We start from the raw sequence: 16609 nt of genomic DNA, 5'->3' as shown, positions 1-16609 counted from the left end.
ATCTCACCCCTCGCCGCGTCCAGCCCGTCGCCGCGCGATCTCCTCATGGACCGCGGCCCCGTAGACCCGGTCCAGCTCACGCAGGTCGGTAACCCCGCGATCCATCAGATCAACCGCGTCGGAGATCAGGGAGGGCCAGAAGATCTCGCCCCGCTCCATCCGGTCGAACTCGTCCTCGTTCTGGAAGTACTGCACCTCGCTCACGATCGTGCGGCCCGCATACCCGGTATCAAAGCATTTTTCGCACCCCGCCCCGCCACAGGAGCGGCAGAGGGTCTTCACCAGGTTCTGCACCATGATGGACCGGGTGATATAGCGCAGATCGTGCGGGGGGATGTTCAGGTATTCCAGACGGCTGATCGCGCCGCGGATCGTGGAGGCGTGCAGGGTGGCGAGCACCATGTGCCCTGTCTCGGCGGCGCGGATCATCGTCCGCGCCGTCTCCTCGTCCCTGACCTCCCCGATATTGATGATGTCCGGGTCCGCCCGCATGAAGGCGCGCAGCGCACGCGGATAGGTCAGGCCGATCGAGTCGTTGATCGTGACCTGTCCGGCGTAGGAGATCGGGTATTCGACCGGGTCCTCGACCGTGAAGATCGCCTCCCCGAACCGGTCCAGTTCTGACACGGTCGCGTTGAGCGTGGTCGTCTTACCCGATCCGGTCGGTCCGCAGATGAGGCAGAGCCCGTTCGACTGCCGGAAGCCGCGCCGCCACTGCTCGACCCGGCTGATCCCGAGCGTGTCGAGGTTGTTTCTCACCGCGTCCGGGTCGAGGATCCGGAGCACCACGTATTCCCCGTCCTGAACCGGAACGGTCACGGTCCGGAAGTCGACCACCTTGGAGGCGAACTCCATGTTGAAGACCCCGTCCTGGGGGAGCCGGTTCTCCGCGATGTCCATCCCGGCCCGGTTCTTGATCTGGGCGACGAGCGCCCGGTATTCCGACAGCGGCCCCTCATGCACGAGGTGACGTTCGCCGAGGATCCGGAAGAAGACGGAGTAGGAGCGCGGCTTCGGGGTGACATGGATGTCCGACGCCCCCTTCTCATAGGCCCGGTAAATCAGGTCCTCGAGACGCTCGTCCTCGGAGACCTCCTCATCCCCCATCGCCCCGATCGTCATCTGCATCCGGGTCAGGAACTCGGTCATATGGCCCGGGTTGTAGGAGACGAAGCGGATCTCCCGGTCCGGGTACCACTCGCGGACGACCTGTGCGGCGACCCGCTCGTCGTTCCGCGTCGCCACATAGATCACCTCGTCCGTCTCCGCGGCGAGCAGGATCTTGTACTGACGCAGGACCTTGATCGGGATCCGGGAATGCGAGACCCGCTCGGACGCGAGCTCCTCCGGGGCGACCTCAAGGATCGTCCCGATCAGGTCCTTCTGGGACAGGAGTCCGTTGCGCACGAGGACCGGTCCGAGACGTCCCCCCGTTACCTGGCGCTCCATCTGGGCCGCCTGAAGTGCCCGCGTGCTGATCAGGCCCCGCGAGACCAGCTCCTCCCCGATATCCGCCCGGGTCCCGTCCCCGATCAGATGGCGGATATCGTTCGGATGCGGTGTCGACTTCGTCAGGAGGTCCTGATCCATCAGCCCCTCCCGGCCGGTTTGCGGAAGGAGGCGAGGCCCCTCTGGATTCGACCCATCGGGTTGATAAGGGACAGGATCACCGCCCCGACGCCGACCCAGATCAGGAGATGACTGCCGGACCAGAGCCCGTAGCCGAGGGAGAGGAGCGCGATGGCGAGGTCAAAGGCCCGCATCCGGCCGGAGGACCAGTTCATGCGCAGAAGGAAGAAAAGCGGGTTCAGGCGCATCAGCGCACCTCCTGAAGGCGGAAGGAGATCTTGACCGGCTCCGTCCGCAAGATGTCGGACGGGGACGGGGCGACGAGCTGCTCCTCCAGGTTCGACAGGGTCGTCGCCCGATCGGTGATCTCCCCGCAGGCGCGTCCCATGCAGAAAAAGGTCATCCGACGAGTTGAGCAGTGCGAGATGACACTCGAGGCGTCCATCAGGACGACCCGCCAGTCCTCATCCGGAGTCAGGGCCCGGTTCGCGGTGAAGAAGCCGGTCCCCTCGGTCACGGTCCCGACCTGTTCCACCGCCTGCCGACAAAGCGCATCCGCTTTCGTCCAGGCGGTCGCAGCGAGCCGTTCATTGTCTGCCGCGAGCCGCGTCATGTTCCAGGCGAGGCCCGCCTGTCCGAGGGCGCCCAGCGCGAGGAGCGCCCCGATGATGATCCGTTTTCTCATCGCGCCTGCATCTCCCTGATCTTGCGTTCCCGCTCCTCTTGCAGGACCCCGTCCCGCTCGACCGCCTCGTCGATGATCCTCTGAGCCGCCTCGGTATCCTCGGGCAGGATCAGCTCATCGAAGGTTTCGAACTCCGCCCGCCAGGTCCCGTTCTCGAACTGAATGCGTGACACCCAACGGTCCTCGCGCAGCGCGTCCGAAAGGGTCACGATCTGAGCGTGCGGCAGGTTTTCGGGGTTGTAGGAGAGGGACGGGATCGGCTGCTGGTCGATCCCGATGGCCAGGTAGGCGGAGGCGCTCAGGGCGGCGAAGCTCAACCCGAACAGGGTCGCGCCGAGAACGAGTACCGGGGTGCCGCGCGGCTGGAGCCGTTTCATGCGTCCGGTCCGCTCCACGGGGAGCTGGCCGGAGGCGCGCACGCGGGCGCTGTCCGCCTCGTTCAGCATCATCGAGAAGGGGCGGCCCTCGACGATCGAGAGGGTCACGACCCGGTTCATCTTCATGCCTGATGGGACCCAGAGGATCTGATCCGGATCCCGGCTCATCCCCTCGATCAGCTCAGGCAGGTAGGCGTAGCCCCCGCCCCCCTCATGGATCTCGAACAGGGTCCCGCCCCGAAACTCCGCCATGGCGATCCAGGCGGTCTCCAGGGTCTCGATATGGTCGGCCGCGAAACCGCGTGCGTGTTCCAGGACGTCCTTGCGGGAGCTCTCCTCGATCCAGCCCAGAATGACCTGGATCGGGGGGTAGCCGCGCGCCTTGTCCGTCCCGGTCCCACCCGGCTCGCGCCTTTTCTTCTGCGCGCGCGCCCCCCTGAGGCCACGGGTGACGAGGTCGCCCCGGTCGAGACCGGTCTTCAGGCGCTGTACAAGGGGGGGGCGCGCGTCAGGACCGGGGGTGACGGGATCCGCCCCCTCGCCCAGCGCCGACGCCTCGGGCAGGTCAGGCTCACCCGCCGCCTGATCGCCCTCGGCCTCGATCGGACGCGACGCTTTCGCGCGGAACAAGCGAAGGGTCGGGACGCCCCGTTTCCGAGGGACCGGCTCATCAGCGGGCGCTTCGGGTTCGCGATCCGGGTCTGACATGTCCCCGTCGCCACCGCTCTCAGCGAGCTGCGTTTTCGACTGAGGATGGTCCTCGTGGGAGGGCGTATCGGTCGAAAAGGTCTCCACTCCGGTGGGGGCGGGGGGCTCTGTCCGGCGCCTTCCGAACAGGGCGCTCAGGCGCTTCCTGATCGCAGGGCGCGACGGCGTGCTCGTGTCGGGACCGTCTTCAGGGGCGACACTCACCTCCTCCACCGGTGAGGGCCCTTTCTCCGGCTCATCACCGTCCGTCCTCGGCGCGTGGAACGACATCGTGGCGAGGTCGCGGAACCAGTCCGCCTCAGATGCGCTCGCCGCGGGCTGCGTCGGCTGAGCCTCCGATCCCTTCACCTCGGACCAGGTCTGATCCGGACCCGTTTCGGTGTCCGGACGCGTCTCCTTCTCGCTCATCAGTCGACCCTCTCGAAAATGGTCACGGTCGGGCGCACCACAACGAAGAAGGCGTTGCGGGAGATATTGCGGTTCTCCGACCCGAGCAGATCCCCCGCGGCCGTGTTGCGGATGATCGAGGGTTGGGTCATCGTGCGGGACACGCTGTCGTTCTGGATCCCGCCGACCACGATCGTCTGGCCAACCGGGGTCCGGATCAGGTCCGTGAGGTTCTGGTCCTGCGTGAGCGGCTGGGTGATCGTGCCGACCCCGTCCCCCGCGCTCAGCTCAACGAACTGAAGGATCTGGCGCTGTTCCATGTTCATGTTCAGCGTGACGAGCCCGGTCGCGCTGTCGAAGAAGGGGCGCATGGTCAGGGTGAGGCCGGTCTGGATCTTCTCCGTCTCGACTGATCCGGTCGTCGTCCCGTCAGAGACGGTGTTGCTGACCCCCTTGACATAGGGGACCTCCTGGCCGGAGCGGAGCACAACCTCCTGGCCGGAGACGGTCCTGAGCTCCACGTTCTGGGAGATCTCCGTATCGCCGAAGGTGGACAGGAAGTTGAGCGCGCCGCCGATGGTGAAGGTGGCCGCCTTCCCGAACAGGGACCCCTCGACGGTGCGCCCGATGCGGAAGGCGTTCGCGCTCGCATCGATCACGCTGCCGAGCGAGGGGACCCCGTCCGCTGTGCTCGGCCCGTCGGCTCCGCCACCGTCTGCTCCGCCACCGTCTGCTCCGCCCGTTCCGCCTGAGGCGGCCTGCTGGTTGACGGTTGTCACGCCCAGTTTGAAAGCGTTCCAGTCAAACCCCTGGGAGGTGCTGTCATTCAGCGCGAGGGAGACCACGGCAACCTGCATGGTGACCATGGCCAGGTTGTTCGACACCCGGCTCAGGAAGGGCCCGATCAGGCTGTCATGGACGTCGGGCTTCGCCTTGTAGATCAGCTGACCGCTGGTGACGGACTGCACCACGTCCTCGCCGCCGAGGGATTCGATCTCGGAGGCGATCGTCCCCATGATGTCCGCGTCCTGGGGCAGGTCGACGGAGTAGCGCGCCAGCGTGCCGAGATAGATGAAATCCCCCCGCTGCACAGAGATGATCGCGTTTGCACGACGCAGGATGTCGAGCAGGTTCCCGAGCGTCCCCTTGTAGGAGGAGAAGGGTAGCCTGCTCTCGAGAACCCCGTCCATCCCCTCCTCACCGTTCACCACGATGGGGACGTTTACGGTGCCGAGCACCGTGATCATGTCCTTGAGGGTCGCCCCCTCCGCGAAACGGAGATCGAGCTCTCTGTTCGCCAGGTCCGAGCGGATCGACGTGTCCATCTCCACCGCCCGAAACGCGCTCCTCGAAATGGGAACCCGGGTGACCGCCTCGGTCTGACGCTCGGTGAATCGCTGGTTCACCTGACGTGCGGTGGTGTCCGCCCCTTTGAGGGGCTTGGGATCAGGGAGCGGGCCGCAGGCGGCCAGCAGGATCAGAACGCTAGTTGCTGCAACGCGATACACCGGAGCCCCCCATGGAATCATCTGCGTAGAAGGTGGAGCCGCCGGCGTCCCGATAGAGCGCCTTGCCGTCGACACAGGCGACGAAGGCGGACCCCTCGGGCAACAGTCCCATCGCGGCCGCGTCCGAGGATCCGGCGCGCACCCGCTCGGCGATCGCCCGTTCGATCTCTGCCGGGACCTCATCCCGAAGGCCGGAGACGACACCCGCCATCTCGGACAGTCGCGCCTCCATCCGCTCGTCCATCTGCTGCGAGAACTCGGTCAGGCGACGGTCGAGCATCGACGAGAGGCGACGCTCGACCTCCGTGATGATGGACTGTTCAAGGTCGGAAAGCTTTTGCTCGACCAGCTCAGCGGTGATTTTCGCAACACGATCATAGTCGGCGGCCCGGACCACCTCTCCGATATCCGGCGCGCTGAAGGGATCGCGATTGACGGCCACCTCCTGTGCGGACACCGCCTGCCCCAGCAGCGCGAGGAGGATCACGACCCCCGTCTTCCTGAACCTTGTTCGCATGAAGCCCCTCTATGAACCTGTCAGGGCCCGGGCGGGCCGGACCTCTCCATGCCCGGTTATACGGGGCACATCAGTTGCGAAAAAGTATCTTCACCCCGTTATCCACATAAACCTGAGACGCGAAAGGGGCCGCCCTCGGGCGGCCCCTGTGGCTCCCGTCCCTTTTCGGGGAGAGGGTCAGTTGATCGAGGCGGGGGCGAGCGCACGGCTCAGGCTCGCTTCGCCCCGACCATAAACGGACGGGTCGTAGTTGATCACCGTGTCCGTCCGGGCGGTGTCCAGGAGCCGGTTCGCGATCTGGGTGGGGGTCGCGGTCCGGAATTTCGAATGCAGGATCGCTCCGTAGCCGGAGATGATCGGCGCGGCGAAGGAGGTGCCGGCAAGGTTCATCGTGGCCGTATCGACCCCGACCGTCAGGAACTGGTTCTGCACCCGGACGTCCGATCCTGCCGTGTTCGAGTACGATGCCAGGGCGGCGGGGGCGTCCACGCTGCCGTTGCGCTCGAGCGCACCCACGAAGATCGCGGAACGGGTCCCGATCAGGGCGGAGGACAGATAGTCCTGATCCCCGAAGATCGTCGCGGTGCCGAGGGCGATCCCGTCATTCCCTGCCGCCTTCACCACGAGGGCGTTGCCGGTCCGGGCGTGGTTGATCACGGACCCTTCACGGGCTCCCCACCAGATGTTGCCGACGTCATAACCGGCCTCCGCGAACATACCGTAGCTCAGGTTGATCACGTTGAACCCCTTGGCCAGCGCGACCGAACGGGTGTTCGAGAAGTCCCGAATGCGGAAGGCGGCCTCAGGTGCCACCAGCGAGGACTGGAGATAGGTCATCGTCCCGTGGGTTCCGACCGTCCAGCCGCCCGAAAGGCGACCGACCAGATAGGAGGAGGAGGTGAAATCGTCGATCACGGTCACCGTCGCCCCCTTCCCGCGATAGCCCTGGGACCAGGCGGCCCCGATGTCCGCGCTCATCCAGGACTGGACGGGCGGGGTAGACAGGGTCCCGAAGGTCAGATCCTGGGCCTGGGCGAACCCGGTCCAGGCGGTGAGAGCGGCCGCCAGGGCGGCGATTTTGCGAAACGTCATGCTGTTCTCCTTTTTCGCATGATAATCAGAAACGGAAGATGAGGCCGACGGAGGCCTGAAGGCGATCTCCGGGCTTTTCGTCCCAGAGATAGTCGAGGGTCTCGCTCGGCTCGAGGGGGGTGGCGGCCAGGCGGCAGTTGACCCGCTGCACCCCGCCGATATCCCCGTAATCGGCTGTGCAGGCGCGTTCCCGAAGGCGCCCGCCGACGCGGGTCGTGAGGCGCAGGGAGAGGACCCCGTTGCGCCCCACAGGTCTAGTGTAGAGAAGCCCCACGCGAAGGCTCGGGTCGATGCGGTACTTCTCCCCGTACTCCCCGGTCCCGACCCCCCAGATGAGGCCGAGATCCGGGGTCAGCTCGGTGAGGAAATCCAGCCGCAGGTCCGGGACCCGGACCTGGTACCAGTCCTCGAAGCTCACCCGCTCCCCGCCGGACAGCTCGTAGCCGAGATGTCGCGTCTCGCTCGGGAGGGGGGAGAGGTCGGACCCGAGGGAGACCCCGATGAGCCAGGTCTCCCCGAGGGCCGGATCGGCGAGCGCCGGGGCGCAGGCGAGCAGGGCCGACAGGAGACCCGCGCCGATCCGGCGCCCGCAAGCGGTCAAGGGGGTCACGAATCGCCGGCTCACCTTCCGCTCCCGGTTGAGGTCCATTTCATGAAATTAGGATTGCATATTTTTTTTCGCAACCCAAAAAATGAGGATCGGACGGCCCTACGGCAGAAATGACACGGGGCGGGCCAAGGCCCGCCCCGTCTCTCTTCTGCGCCCCGCGGGTCACTGCCGGAGACAGATGACCCCCTCAACCCCCGATTTAAGCCTGCTGTTGATCGTCGTTGACGCAAGAATGCGGGTCTGACTCGCCGTTGGAGTGACTGACTGGGTCGAGGACCAGTACTCCCCACCGGGCGTGGTACTGCTCGTGTTACGACCATACATCCCGTTGATCTCCCCGATGGTCCGAACAGAAGACAGGTAGGTCAGCTGATCGATCGCCGGGAGGAACCAGTCGGACCCCAGCGCGCGACAGGCCTGGGCCGCCGGGTGATTGCCCGCGGCGATCATGGCGTTTGTGTTCGCCATCCCGTCCGACGCGCTGGTGGTCCCGGCGAGGGAGGTCGCGGTGGTCCTCAGCTGAAGCTCGCTCGACAGGGTCCCCACGTTCGGCAGGTAGTACCCGTTGCCGGCGTACACGGTCCCGTCCGCGCAGAACGCCCCGACCGCCGGGGTCCCCGCACAGGGGTCCGCATAGGTCTGCGGGGAGTCGAAGCGCATGCAGAGGACCCCCTTGTTCGCGCTTTTCTTGGCCCGGTAGATGGTCGAGGTCCCGAAGGCGGGGACCCCGGAGGTCCCCTTGTCCAGGTACTCCGCATAACGCGCATCCGCCTCCTGGGTCGCCGCCATGATGTACTGCGGGACCTCCGTCGCGCCACGGGTGTTCGAGTCGGTCATCTGACGCAGCACCCCGGAGTTCCGGTTGGTGATCAGGTGCTGGAGATCCCGCCGGGTCGGCAGGTACCATTCAGACCCGTAAGCGCTCACCCCCTTCGCGGCGCAGACCTGCTGGCCGGGGAACTGGGACAGCCCGGCGAACTCCATCGCGAGCCTGGCCTGAACCGGGTCCCCGATGGTGTTCGTCCCGGTCGTGAACGTGGCCGCCGTCTTGTAGGCGACGTTGTTCGCGCTGACCGTGCTCTCGAAGTAGACGTCCTTCCCGTCAAGCGCGCCCGCATAGACAGCCCCGTCCGCACACATGGTCCCGATCGCCGGGGCCCCGGAGGCGCAGGGGTCCTGATAGACCCGCGGCTCCTCGCGGGAGTAGCGGACACAGTGGACCTGGTAGGCGGTGTTCTTGGATGCGTCCCCGGTGGTCCCCCCGTCGAAGATCCGGTAGGTCCCGCGCCGCGGATCCGTGGTGAACTCCGTCGAGGACCAGTAACGGGACGCGGTCGACCCGGACAGGACGTAGGTCCCGGCCGGTGCGGAGGCCCGGTTGGTATACATGGTCTGGAGCTCCGTCGCGGAGGGGACCACCCACTCCGGCCCCCGCGCCGCGCAGGCGGCCGCGGCCGGGTGGTTGGAGATCCCGGCGAGGGTGGTCGCGTGATGGTTGATGAGCCCGTCGTTCGAGATCGACCCCATCGTCACAGACGCGGTCGACTTCAGCATCACCCCGATGTCAGAGCTCGGCGCGGCGAAGATCTTGTACCCGTTGACGAGCCCGGCGTAGACCGCCCCGTCAGAGCAGACGGAGCCGACCGCTCCGGTCTCGCAGGCCTCCGGAGGGGCGGTGCGCACGCTGAAACCCGCCGTTGCGGACCCGATCGTCACGGTCGCAAGACGAGCCGTATCTTTCGTGCCGGCCGCGGTGAGGCGAACCCGAAGGACGTCACCGGCGGTGATCGTCCCGGCCTGGTCCGTGAACGCACCCCCGTTGAGGCTGTAGCTCGGGGAACCGTCACCGACAATGCTGATCGCGGAGGCGGGCAGGAAGGCGGGCATGGTGACCGGCTCGGAGGTCGCCGTCGCGTTGATGAGCACGTCCGTAACCGGCGCCACCGCGAAGCTGAACGGGGCGGTCGTGACAGCGAAGTTCCCGGTCACCCCGTTCACGTCCAGGGTCGCGGTCCGTGTCGCCTCATAGGCGGAGGCGGAGGTCAGGCGAACCCGAACCTGCGCGTTCGGCCCGACGGTCGCCTCACTCACCCAGTCGCCGCCGTTCACGGAGAGGAGCGGATTGCCCTCCCCGCTCACGCTGACCGGGACGGCCGCGGAGATCCCGGTGATCGTGACCGGAGCGGACGTGACAAGGGTGTTCGGCGTGGAACCGGTGGCGGCCACGAGCGCGAAGGCGTCGGGGATCAGGATGTCTTGAGTCCGCACGACATAGGTCGAGGTGGTGGTCCCGACGCTGAGGGTCGCAACCCGGTCGGTCCCGTTCGTGGCGGCACTCGTCTGCCGCACCTCGACGGTCGATCCGGACCGGACCCAGCCGGCCGCGGTCGTCCAGGCCCCGCCGTTGATCCGGTACTCCGGAGCGCCGGTCCCCGAGACGGAGATCGGGATGTTCGGCGGCTGGACCCCGGCCGTGCGTGGCGCCCAGGAGACGGTGAACGGGGCGGAGGTGTAGAGCGTGTTGTTTTCCGCACCGGTCACGTCGACGATGTCGAAGGGGTTGGCCGCACGCGGGTCGGACCGGGTGGCCGAGTTCGTCCAGATGTATTCCGCACAGGTCGCCCCGACGCAGAGGACGGAGTAGCCCTCGTTGCTCTGGTTCGCAGGCGCGAACTTCAACCTGAGTGTCCGGCCAACATCGGTGACGATGTTGGGATAATTCGTGTTCGCCGTCGACCACATCACCGCGTTGGCGTCATCCGTCAGCGAGGTGGTGATCGTCACGTTGGTGTTCTTGTAGAAGATCCGCGATCCGTAGACCCGGGGCCAGCGATTCAGCGAACCGCTGTTGTAGTAACCGGAGCTGCCCAGGACCCGAAGTGGACGGGTGCCCGATCCGCCCGACAGGGTAATGATCTCGGACTGGTAGATGTCCCCCGGTAAGGTGCCGAAATAGGTCTGCGGGAAGTACTGCCAGTTGAAGGCGAAGGTGTCGACGAGTTGCGACGCCGGCGCCACCGTCGTCACGGTGAAGGTCGCGGAGCCGGTAATGGTTCCGGCCGGATCGCGCGTCTCCGCGGTAAGAACGACATCCGCGCCGTTGAACTGGCTCGCGGCGACCCGGAACACGACGCTGTCACCCGTTTTTACGGGTCGGGAAACGTTCGAGAAGGCGTCCCCGTTGATCGAGAAGGTGGGGGTGATGGCAGCATCACCCGCGACGCTCATCTGCACGGTCCGTCCGGAGGCGAGACCGGAGATGGTGACCGGGGCGGAGGTGACGAGCGTGCCGGGCTCACCGCTCGCGGAGGCGATCGAGAATGCGTCAGGGACGTAATCTTCCGGAACGAACTGGGAGGTCAGCCAGGGCTGCGTGAAGCAGAAGGCGGAGGCGCTGCTGTTGACCCCGGTCAGGATCTGCGGGATCAGCCCAAGTGTCACGGTCCGGCTGGAGGTGGAGGTCCAGTAGGTGCTCGAGTTGGACTGGTCGAGTACCGCCTTCACGCCGGCCACGTCCCGGTTGACGTTGATCGAGCCCGTTCCGGTCATGACGGAATCCGGCGGGAGGCCCCATTCAGAGCCGAGCGCACCGCAGAGCGCCGTCGCCTCAGCCCAGTTCGGATACTCGGTCCCGACCGTGCCGACGGTGATGAGACCGGGGCCCGCGTTGACGACCTCAAGATTATTGTAGCAGGTCCCCTGCCCGACCGCGAGGGAGAAGAGGTCACCCGTCACGCAATCCGCGGTGGTCAGCGACCAGGTCCCCTGCACACCGCCGATCGTAACCGTCGCGGAGCGCAGCGTCTCATAGGTCCGCGGCGAGGTCATGCGGACCCTGATCTCCTGATTGTTCTCGATCACCCCGCTCGTCACCCAGGAGCCGCCGGCGATGCTGATCTGCGGGTTCCCGGCGCCACTCACGGTAACGGCGGAGGCGGACTCGATCCCGGTAATCGTGGCGACCCCTGAAGCGACGACCGTGTTGATGGGGGAACCCGTGGTGCTCGCGAAGACGAAGGCGTCCGGCGTCGTGTCGCCGACCCGGTTCTGAACGAAGAAGCTCGCGGAGCCGGTCCCGACCTGGACGGTCGCGGTCCGGGTCGTGTTGAAAGGGGATCCGGAGTAGAAAAGCGGACCAGAGGTGAGACGGACCTGGAGCGTTCCGCCACTCTCGATCTCGCCGGAGGTGACCCAGGTGGTCCCGCCGTCCAGACTGAACTGAGGCGTACCGGACCCGGAGATCGTGACCGGTACGACCGTATCAATCCCGGTGATCGTCACCTGATTGGAGATGACCTGGGTGTTGGGCTCCGCGTTCGTCACGCTCGCGAAGGTGAACGTGTTCGGCAGGGTATCACTTGGGTTCTCCACCGTGATTGAGAAGTCCTGGGAGCCGACCACCACCTGTGCGTAAACCGCAGGGATGGCCAGGCCACCGATAAGAGCTGAACCGATCAGTAGTCCTGCGATCGTGCCGTTCCGGAACTTCCTCATGTCAATCTCCACGTACTCAGTTCTGGGCCGCACGGACCGTGAAGTTGTAGGTCCCCGGGGTGGTCGGGGTCCCACTGATCAGACCGGTGGTCGGGTTCAGGGTCATCCCTGGCGGGAGGGACCCGGCCGCAATCTCGAAGGTGACGGCGTTGATGTTCGCCTCCGCCGGCGCGTTCGCCCAGAGGGAGAGACGCGAGCGCAGGTCGAGCGAATAGGCCGCGCCGGCCTGTGCGGCCGGCGGAGCGGAGGCGGCGATAGAGAGGCCGCACTGACCCCAACGCGGCTCCTTCTCCTGGGTGAGCTTCATCTCATCCGTCAGAGCGCTCCCCATCTGGCCGAGCCGGTTCCGGATCTGGGTCAGAGATCCCCCGTCGATCGTTTTGTCTCGAAAAGCGGAGACCGCGCTCAGGTCAGAAATCCGCTTCACACACCAGGTGTCGAGCTCGCGCGAGAAGGAGAGCGCGTCCTGGAAGGTCCCGACCATGTTGGTGACGTTGCGGGTGCGCATCCCCCAGTTCCGGACGTTCGCGTCATCGAGCGAGACCGCACCCTTGAACATATAGGAGATGTTCGTGACCGTGTCCGGGAAGTCGGCCGCCACCTGGGTCAGCCGTTCCGCCCCCCGGAACGCCCCCGCCAGCGAGGTCAGACCGACGTCCCCGAAACGGACCAGACGGGTGATCTTGTCCGCGTTCGGATAACCCGCGTCCCCGTTCCCGAAACGGGGGACGGTCCCGGAGACCCGGATCTGATAGGGGGGCGGGCCCGCCTCTGCCGGGTAGGTGCAGCTGACCTGCCCCTCCGTCGTGACGACCCGCTGGCAGGACGCGTTCGCGGCCGGGTCCCCCCAGTCGATAATCGCGTTGACCCCGTTCGTCCCGTCCCCGTAAAGGGGCAGGGTCATGGTGGTCTGTGCGCTCACGGCCGGGGCCGCGAGGAGGGCCGCACCGAGAAGGGCGGCCCGAAGTGTCAGGGACCGGGGTCCGGGTTGACGTGATCTGGGCATCTTAGCCTCCCTCAAGAACGAGTGACCCTTCCGGATCGTTGACGATGATCGTGTAGGCGCGGGACGCCGCGACCCCGCCCGGATAGGTGGCGGTCACGGTGAAGCTGTAGGCGCCGATCGCGCTCGGGGTCCCGGAGATCAGACCCGTCCCCGCACCGAGGCCGAGACCGGTCGGAAGAGCCCCGGAGGTCACGGCCCAGGTCAGCTCATCCGCGCTCGGCGGCGAGCCGGACCCGCCACCCGTGAAGGCGATCAGGGTCTTGAGGTCGAAACCGACATAGGCGACCCCCTCCTCCCCGTCCGGGATCTGTGCGGTGCCGAGTTCGAGACTGACCGGCTCGGACCCGGTCGTGACGCTGAAGCTCGCGGAGGCGGTCCCGACCGCAATCGTCACCGAACGCTCCGTCTCATAGGCGGAGGCGGTGGTCAGGCGCGCCTGCACCCATCCCCCGTTCGTGACGGTCAGCGGGGCGGTGTGATCCGTCCAGTCGGACCAGACGACCTCACCGACCGGCCCGGTTCCGGTCCGGACCTGGCCGCCGTTCCCCTCGGAGACGGAGACCGCGACCGCCCCGGTGACCCCGGCAACCTGCACGGGATCTGAGCTGACCTGCGCGCCAAGCGCACCGCCGGTGACGGCGCTGAAGGCGAAGGCGTCAGGCGAGAGGTCCTGGGTCGTGACAACGAAGTCCCGCGTGATCGTCCCGACCGTCAGGGAGGCGGTACGGGTGCCCCCCTCGGTGGAGGAGGCGGTCATGCGGACCTGTACCGTCTGCCCGGCCGTGACAAGACCGGGATCTGACGTGTAGGCGCCACCATTGATGCTGTAGACGGGTGACCCGTCACCGGAAACGCTGATCGCCACCGAACCCTCAAAACCGGTCAGCGTTACGAGATCGGAGACCGCCTCCCCACCAGGTCCGACGAGAGCGGCCGCAAAGGTGAAGTCGTCCGGGGTCGCGTTCTGGGTCCGGGTCGTGACCGAGAAGGGCGCTGAAACGCTTCCGATCGTCAGGTTTGCGACGCTTTCGGTCCCGAAAGAGCCGGAGGAGGTGAAACGGACACGAACCGTCTGACCCGCCTCGACGGAGCCGTTGGTGGAGGTCCATGCGCCGCCGTCGATCTGGTATTCAGCCCCGATCACCCCGCCGACCGAGACCGGGACGGTACCGGTCACCCCGCTGACGGTCACGTCCGCGGAGGTGACGAGCGTGGCGACCTCGGCGCCGGTCACCGGCGCGAAGGAGAAGACGTTCGGGGTAAGGTCCTGTGTCGTGACCGTGAAGGTGCCACTCGTCGTCCCGACCGTCAGGCTCGCGTTGCGGGAGGTGGACTCCGTCTCCGCCGCGGTCAGACGAATCTGAACCTGGCGGCCGACCGTCACGGTTCCGGGCTCCGTGGTCCACTCCCCCCCGTCGATCCGATAGCTCGGGGAGCCAGAACCCGAAACGCTGATGGCGACGGACCCCTCGAAGCCGGAAAGGGTGGCCGGGTCAGACGCCACCGTCGCGCCGGGCGCGGCGAGCCGGGAGGCGAAGAGGAAGCTGTCCGGTGCGGTGTCCTGTGCGCGCGACGTCACGGAGAACTCCCCGCTGACCCCGCCGACCGTCAGTGTCGCAACCCGGGTCTCAAGGAAGCCGCCAGAGGTCAGGCGGACCGTGATCTCCTGCCCCGCGCTGACCGTTCCCGAACTCGCCCAGGTGGTCCCGCCGTCAAGGCTGAACTCCGGCGACCCGTCACCCGAGACGGATACGGAAGCGGCCGCCTCGATCCCGGCGATGGTGACCGGGGCGGAGGCGACAAGACTGCTCGGGTCGGCGCCGGTGACGGCCGCGAGGGTGAACCCGTCCGGGGTCGTATCCGCGCTGCGCGTTGTGACGCTGAACGCACCGGTGACCCCGTTCACGTTGAGCGTCGCGCTGCGGGTCTCACCGAAATCCCCGGAGGTCAGACGGATCCGAACCTGCGCGCCGTTCGCGACGGGGGTTGAGCTCCCCGCACTGACCCAGGGGCCGTTGTTGACGCTCAGCTCGGGCAGACCGTCACCCGACACTGACCCGGTCACCTCGCTTTCGATCCCGGTCACGGTGATCGGGTCCGAGACGACAACCACGTTCGGGTTGACGCCAGTCTGATCCGAGAAGGCGGTCAGAACCGGGGTGTCGTTCGAGCTGCGTACGGTGACCTCGAAGGTCGAGGGGACACCGCCGATGGTGACGGTCGCCGTGCGGGTCTCCCCGAAAGAGCCAGAGGTCAGACGAACCTGAACCGTTCCGTTATTCGCAACTGATCCGGCACTCACCCAGCTCGCCCCCCCGTCAAGGCTGACCTGAGGGGTCCCTGCGCCGGAGACGGATACTGATGCGGTGGCCTCAAGGCCGGTGATGGTGGCGGGCTGAGACGCGATGAGGGTGTTCGGGTCCTGGTTCGCGGCCGCCGCGAAGAAGAACGGATCAGGGATCGTGTCCGCCGCACGCGTGGTGACCTGGAAGATGGCCGAACCTTCGCCAACCGTCACTTCGGCCTGATAGGTCTGGCTGTAGCCGCCGATCGTCGGAAGGATGGAGACCCTGATGGAGTCCCCATCCTCAACCGTGGCGGAGGTGACGTAAATCTGGCCGTTCACGCTGATCCTGGGGTCCCCGCCCGTCCCGAGGTCCGAGACGCTCGCCTCGACCGGCTCGGTGATCCCGCTGATCGTGATGATGTTGGAGACCACCGGGATACCGTCCGGGGTGACCCCGCTGACCGGGCCGAAGGCGAAGGGGTCCGGCATGGTGCTGTCTGCCGCGACGAAGCCGAACGCCTCTCCGGTCAGAACTGTCGAGGTGGTCGTCTGGGCCGAGACGGCCCCGGCGGCGAGGCCGGTTCCGACGATGATCCCGGTCAGCAGTCTGAGCATATGGACACCCTTCTTTTTCGCAAAAGACGAGACGGGACCGCCCCGAGCCTTTTTCAGATTTTCGCAGATTATAGACAGACGGATTGAAACTGTCTACAGCGACGGCCCGGAATGTCCCGGCCCGCCCCTTTTTTCCTGTAGTCGGGAGTCGATCTCCGCGACCACCCTCTCCGACAGGGCTTCAGCCGTCATCGCCCCGTCCAGGACCCGAAACCGGTCCGGCTCCTGAAGGGCGCGGGCCCTGAGGCGCCCCGCCACCGCCGCCATGAACGGATCTCCGCGCCCCTCGAAACGGGTCTCCGCCCCCTTGACGGAGGCGTCCCGCGCGGAGGCGAGCGCCGGGTCAAGGTCAATCAGGATCGTGAGGTCCGGATCGAGACCGATCAGCTCTCGATGCATCAGGTCGATCAGGCGCGCACGGGCCGGATCCCCGCCCTGATAACCACGCGTGGAATCCACATAACGGTCGCAGAGAACGATCGCTCCGCGGTCCAGGGCCGGCAGGACGGTCCTCTCGACATGGTCCCGTCTCGCCGCGTTGAACAGGATGAGCTCCGTCTCGGGGGACCAGCGGTCGCTCTCCCCACGGACGAGCAGGGCGCGGATCTCCTCCGCTCCGGGGCTTCCGCCCGGCTCCCGGGTCAGCACCACCTCATGACCACGCGCGATCAGCGCCTTGTGCGCGAGCCGGGACTGGGTGGACTTGCCCGACCCGTCGATACCCTCAAAGGTGATGAACACCCCTTTTCGCAAG

General features: G+C 66.6%; 12 protein-coding genes. All 12 read right to left on the bottom strand.

What is annotated here, in order from left to right; all coding sequences use genetic code 11:
• Positions 1–3: 3 nt before the first annotated feature.
• Positions 4–1590, bottom strand: a complete 1587-nt coding sequence (locus C8N34_RS04315; RefSeq protein ID WP_108127964.1) for a GspE/PulE family protein — start codon at positions 1588–1590, stop codon at positions 4–6.
• Positions 1590–1817 carry a hypothetical protein gene (locus tag C8N34_RS04310; protein WP_108127963.1) on the bottom strand — a complete coding sequence of 76 codons (228 nt, stop codon included), beginning with the start codon at positions 1815–1817 and terminating at the stop codon, positions 1590–1592. The genes C8N34_RS04315 and C8N34_RS04310 overlap by 1 nt, the downstream gene beginning before the upstream one ends.
• Positions 1817–2254, bottom strand: a complete 438-nt coding sequence (locus C8N34_RS04305; RefSeq protein WP_108127962.1) for a hypothetical protein — start codon at positions 2252–2254, stop codon at positions 1817–1819. The genes C8N34_RS04310 and C8N34_RS04305 overlap by 1 nt, the downstream gene beginning before the upstream one ends.
• Entirely contained in the window at positions 2251–3747 is a 1497-nt protein-coding gene (locus tag C8N34_RS04300) for a hypothetical protein (RefSeq protein ID WP_108127961.1), read from the bottom strand. Before C8N34_RS04300 ends, C8N34_RS04305 begins: the two co-directional genes overlap by 4 nt.
• Positions 3747–5234 carry a type II secretion system protein GspD gene (locus C8N34_RS04295; protein ID WP_145693555.1) on the bottom strand — a complete coding sequence of 496 codons (1488 nt, stop codon included), beginning with the start codon at positions 5232–5234 and terminating at the stop codon, positions 3747–3749. Before C8N34_RS04295 ends, C8N34_RS04300 begins: the two co-directional genes overlap by 1 nt.
• On the bottom strand, positions 5212–5751 hold the full coding sequence (locus C8N34_RS04290; RefSeq protein ID WP_145693556.1) for a hypothetical protein: 540 nt from the start codon (positions 5749–5751) through the stop codon (positions 5212–5214). Before C8N34_RS04290 ends, C8N34_RS04295 begins: the two co-directional genes overlap by 23 nt.
• A gap of 177 nt (positions 5752–5928) precedes the next feature.
• Positions 5929–6843, bottom strand: coding sequence for a S8 family serine peptidase (locus C8N34_RS04285; protein ID WP_199750655.1), 915 nt, complete (start codon positions 6841–6843; stop codon positions 5929–5931).
• A 25-nt stretch (positions 6844–6868) separates the two neighbouring features.
• Entirely contained in the window at positions 6869–7468 is a 600-nt protein-coding gene (locus tag C8N34_RS04280; RefSeq protein ID WP_145693557.1) for a hypothetical protein, read from the bottom strand.
• Between the two features lie 147 nt (positions 7469–7615).
• Positions 7616–11947: an Lcl C-terminal domain-containing protein gene (locus C8N34_RS04275; protein ID WP_145693558.1), complete on the bottom strand. Its 4332-nt coding sequence runs from the start codon at positions 11945–11947 to the stop codon at positions 7616–7618.
• 16 nt (positions 11948–11963) lie between these two features.
• Positions 11964–12953: a putative Ig domain-containing protein gene (locus tag C8N34_RS04270; RefSeq protein ID WP_108127956.1), complete on the bottom strand. Its 990-nt coding sequence runs from the start codon at positions 12951–12953 to the stop codon at positions 11964–11966.
• A 1-nt stretch (position 12954) separates the two neighbouring features.
• Positions 12955–15855, bottom strand: a complete 2901-nt coding sequence (locus C8N34_RS04265; protein ID WP_108127955.1) for a beta strand repeat-containing protein — start codon at positions 15853–15855, stop codon at positions 12955–12957.
• 93 nt (positions 15856–15948) lie between these two features.
• Positions 15949–16608 carry a dTMP kinase gene (gene tmk / locus C8N34_RS04260; RefSeq protein WP_242013771.1) on the bottom strand — a complete coding sequence of 220 codons (660 nt, stop codon included), beginning with the start codon at positions 16606–16608 and terminating at the stop codon, positions 15949–15951.
• Between the last annotated feature and the right edge of the window lies 1 nt (position 16609).

This window comes from Gemmobacter caeni (assembly GCF_003054195.1).
Lineage (GTDB): Bacteria > Pseudomonadota > Alphaproteobacteria > Rhodobacterales > Rhodobacteraceae > Gemmobacter > Gemmobacter caeni.
This window is presented reverse-complemented; position numbering and strand designations above follow the sequence as displayed.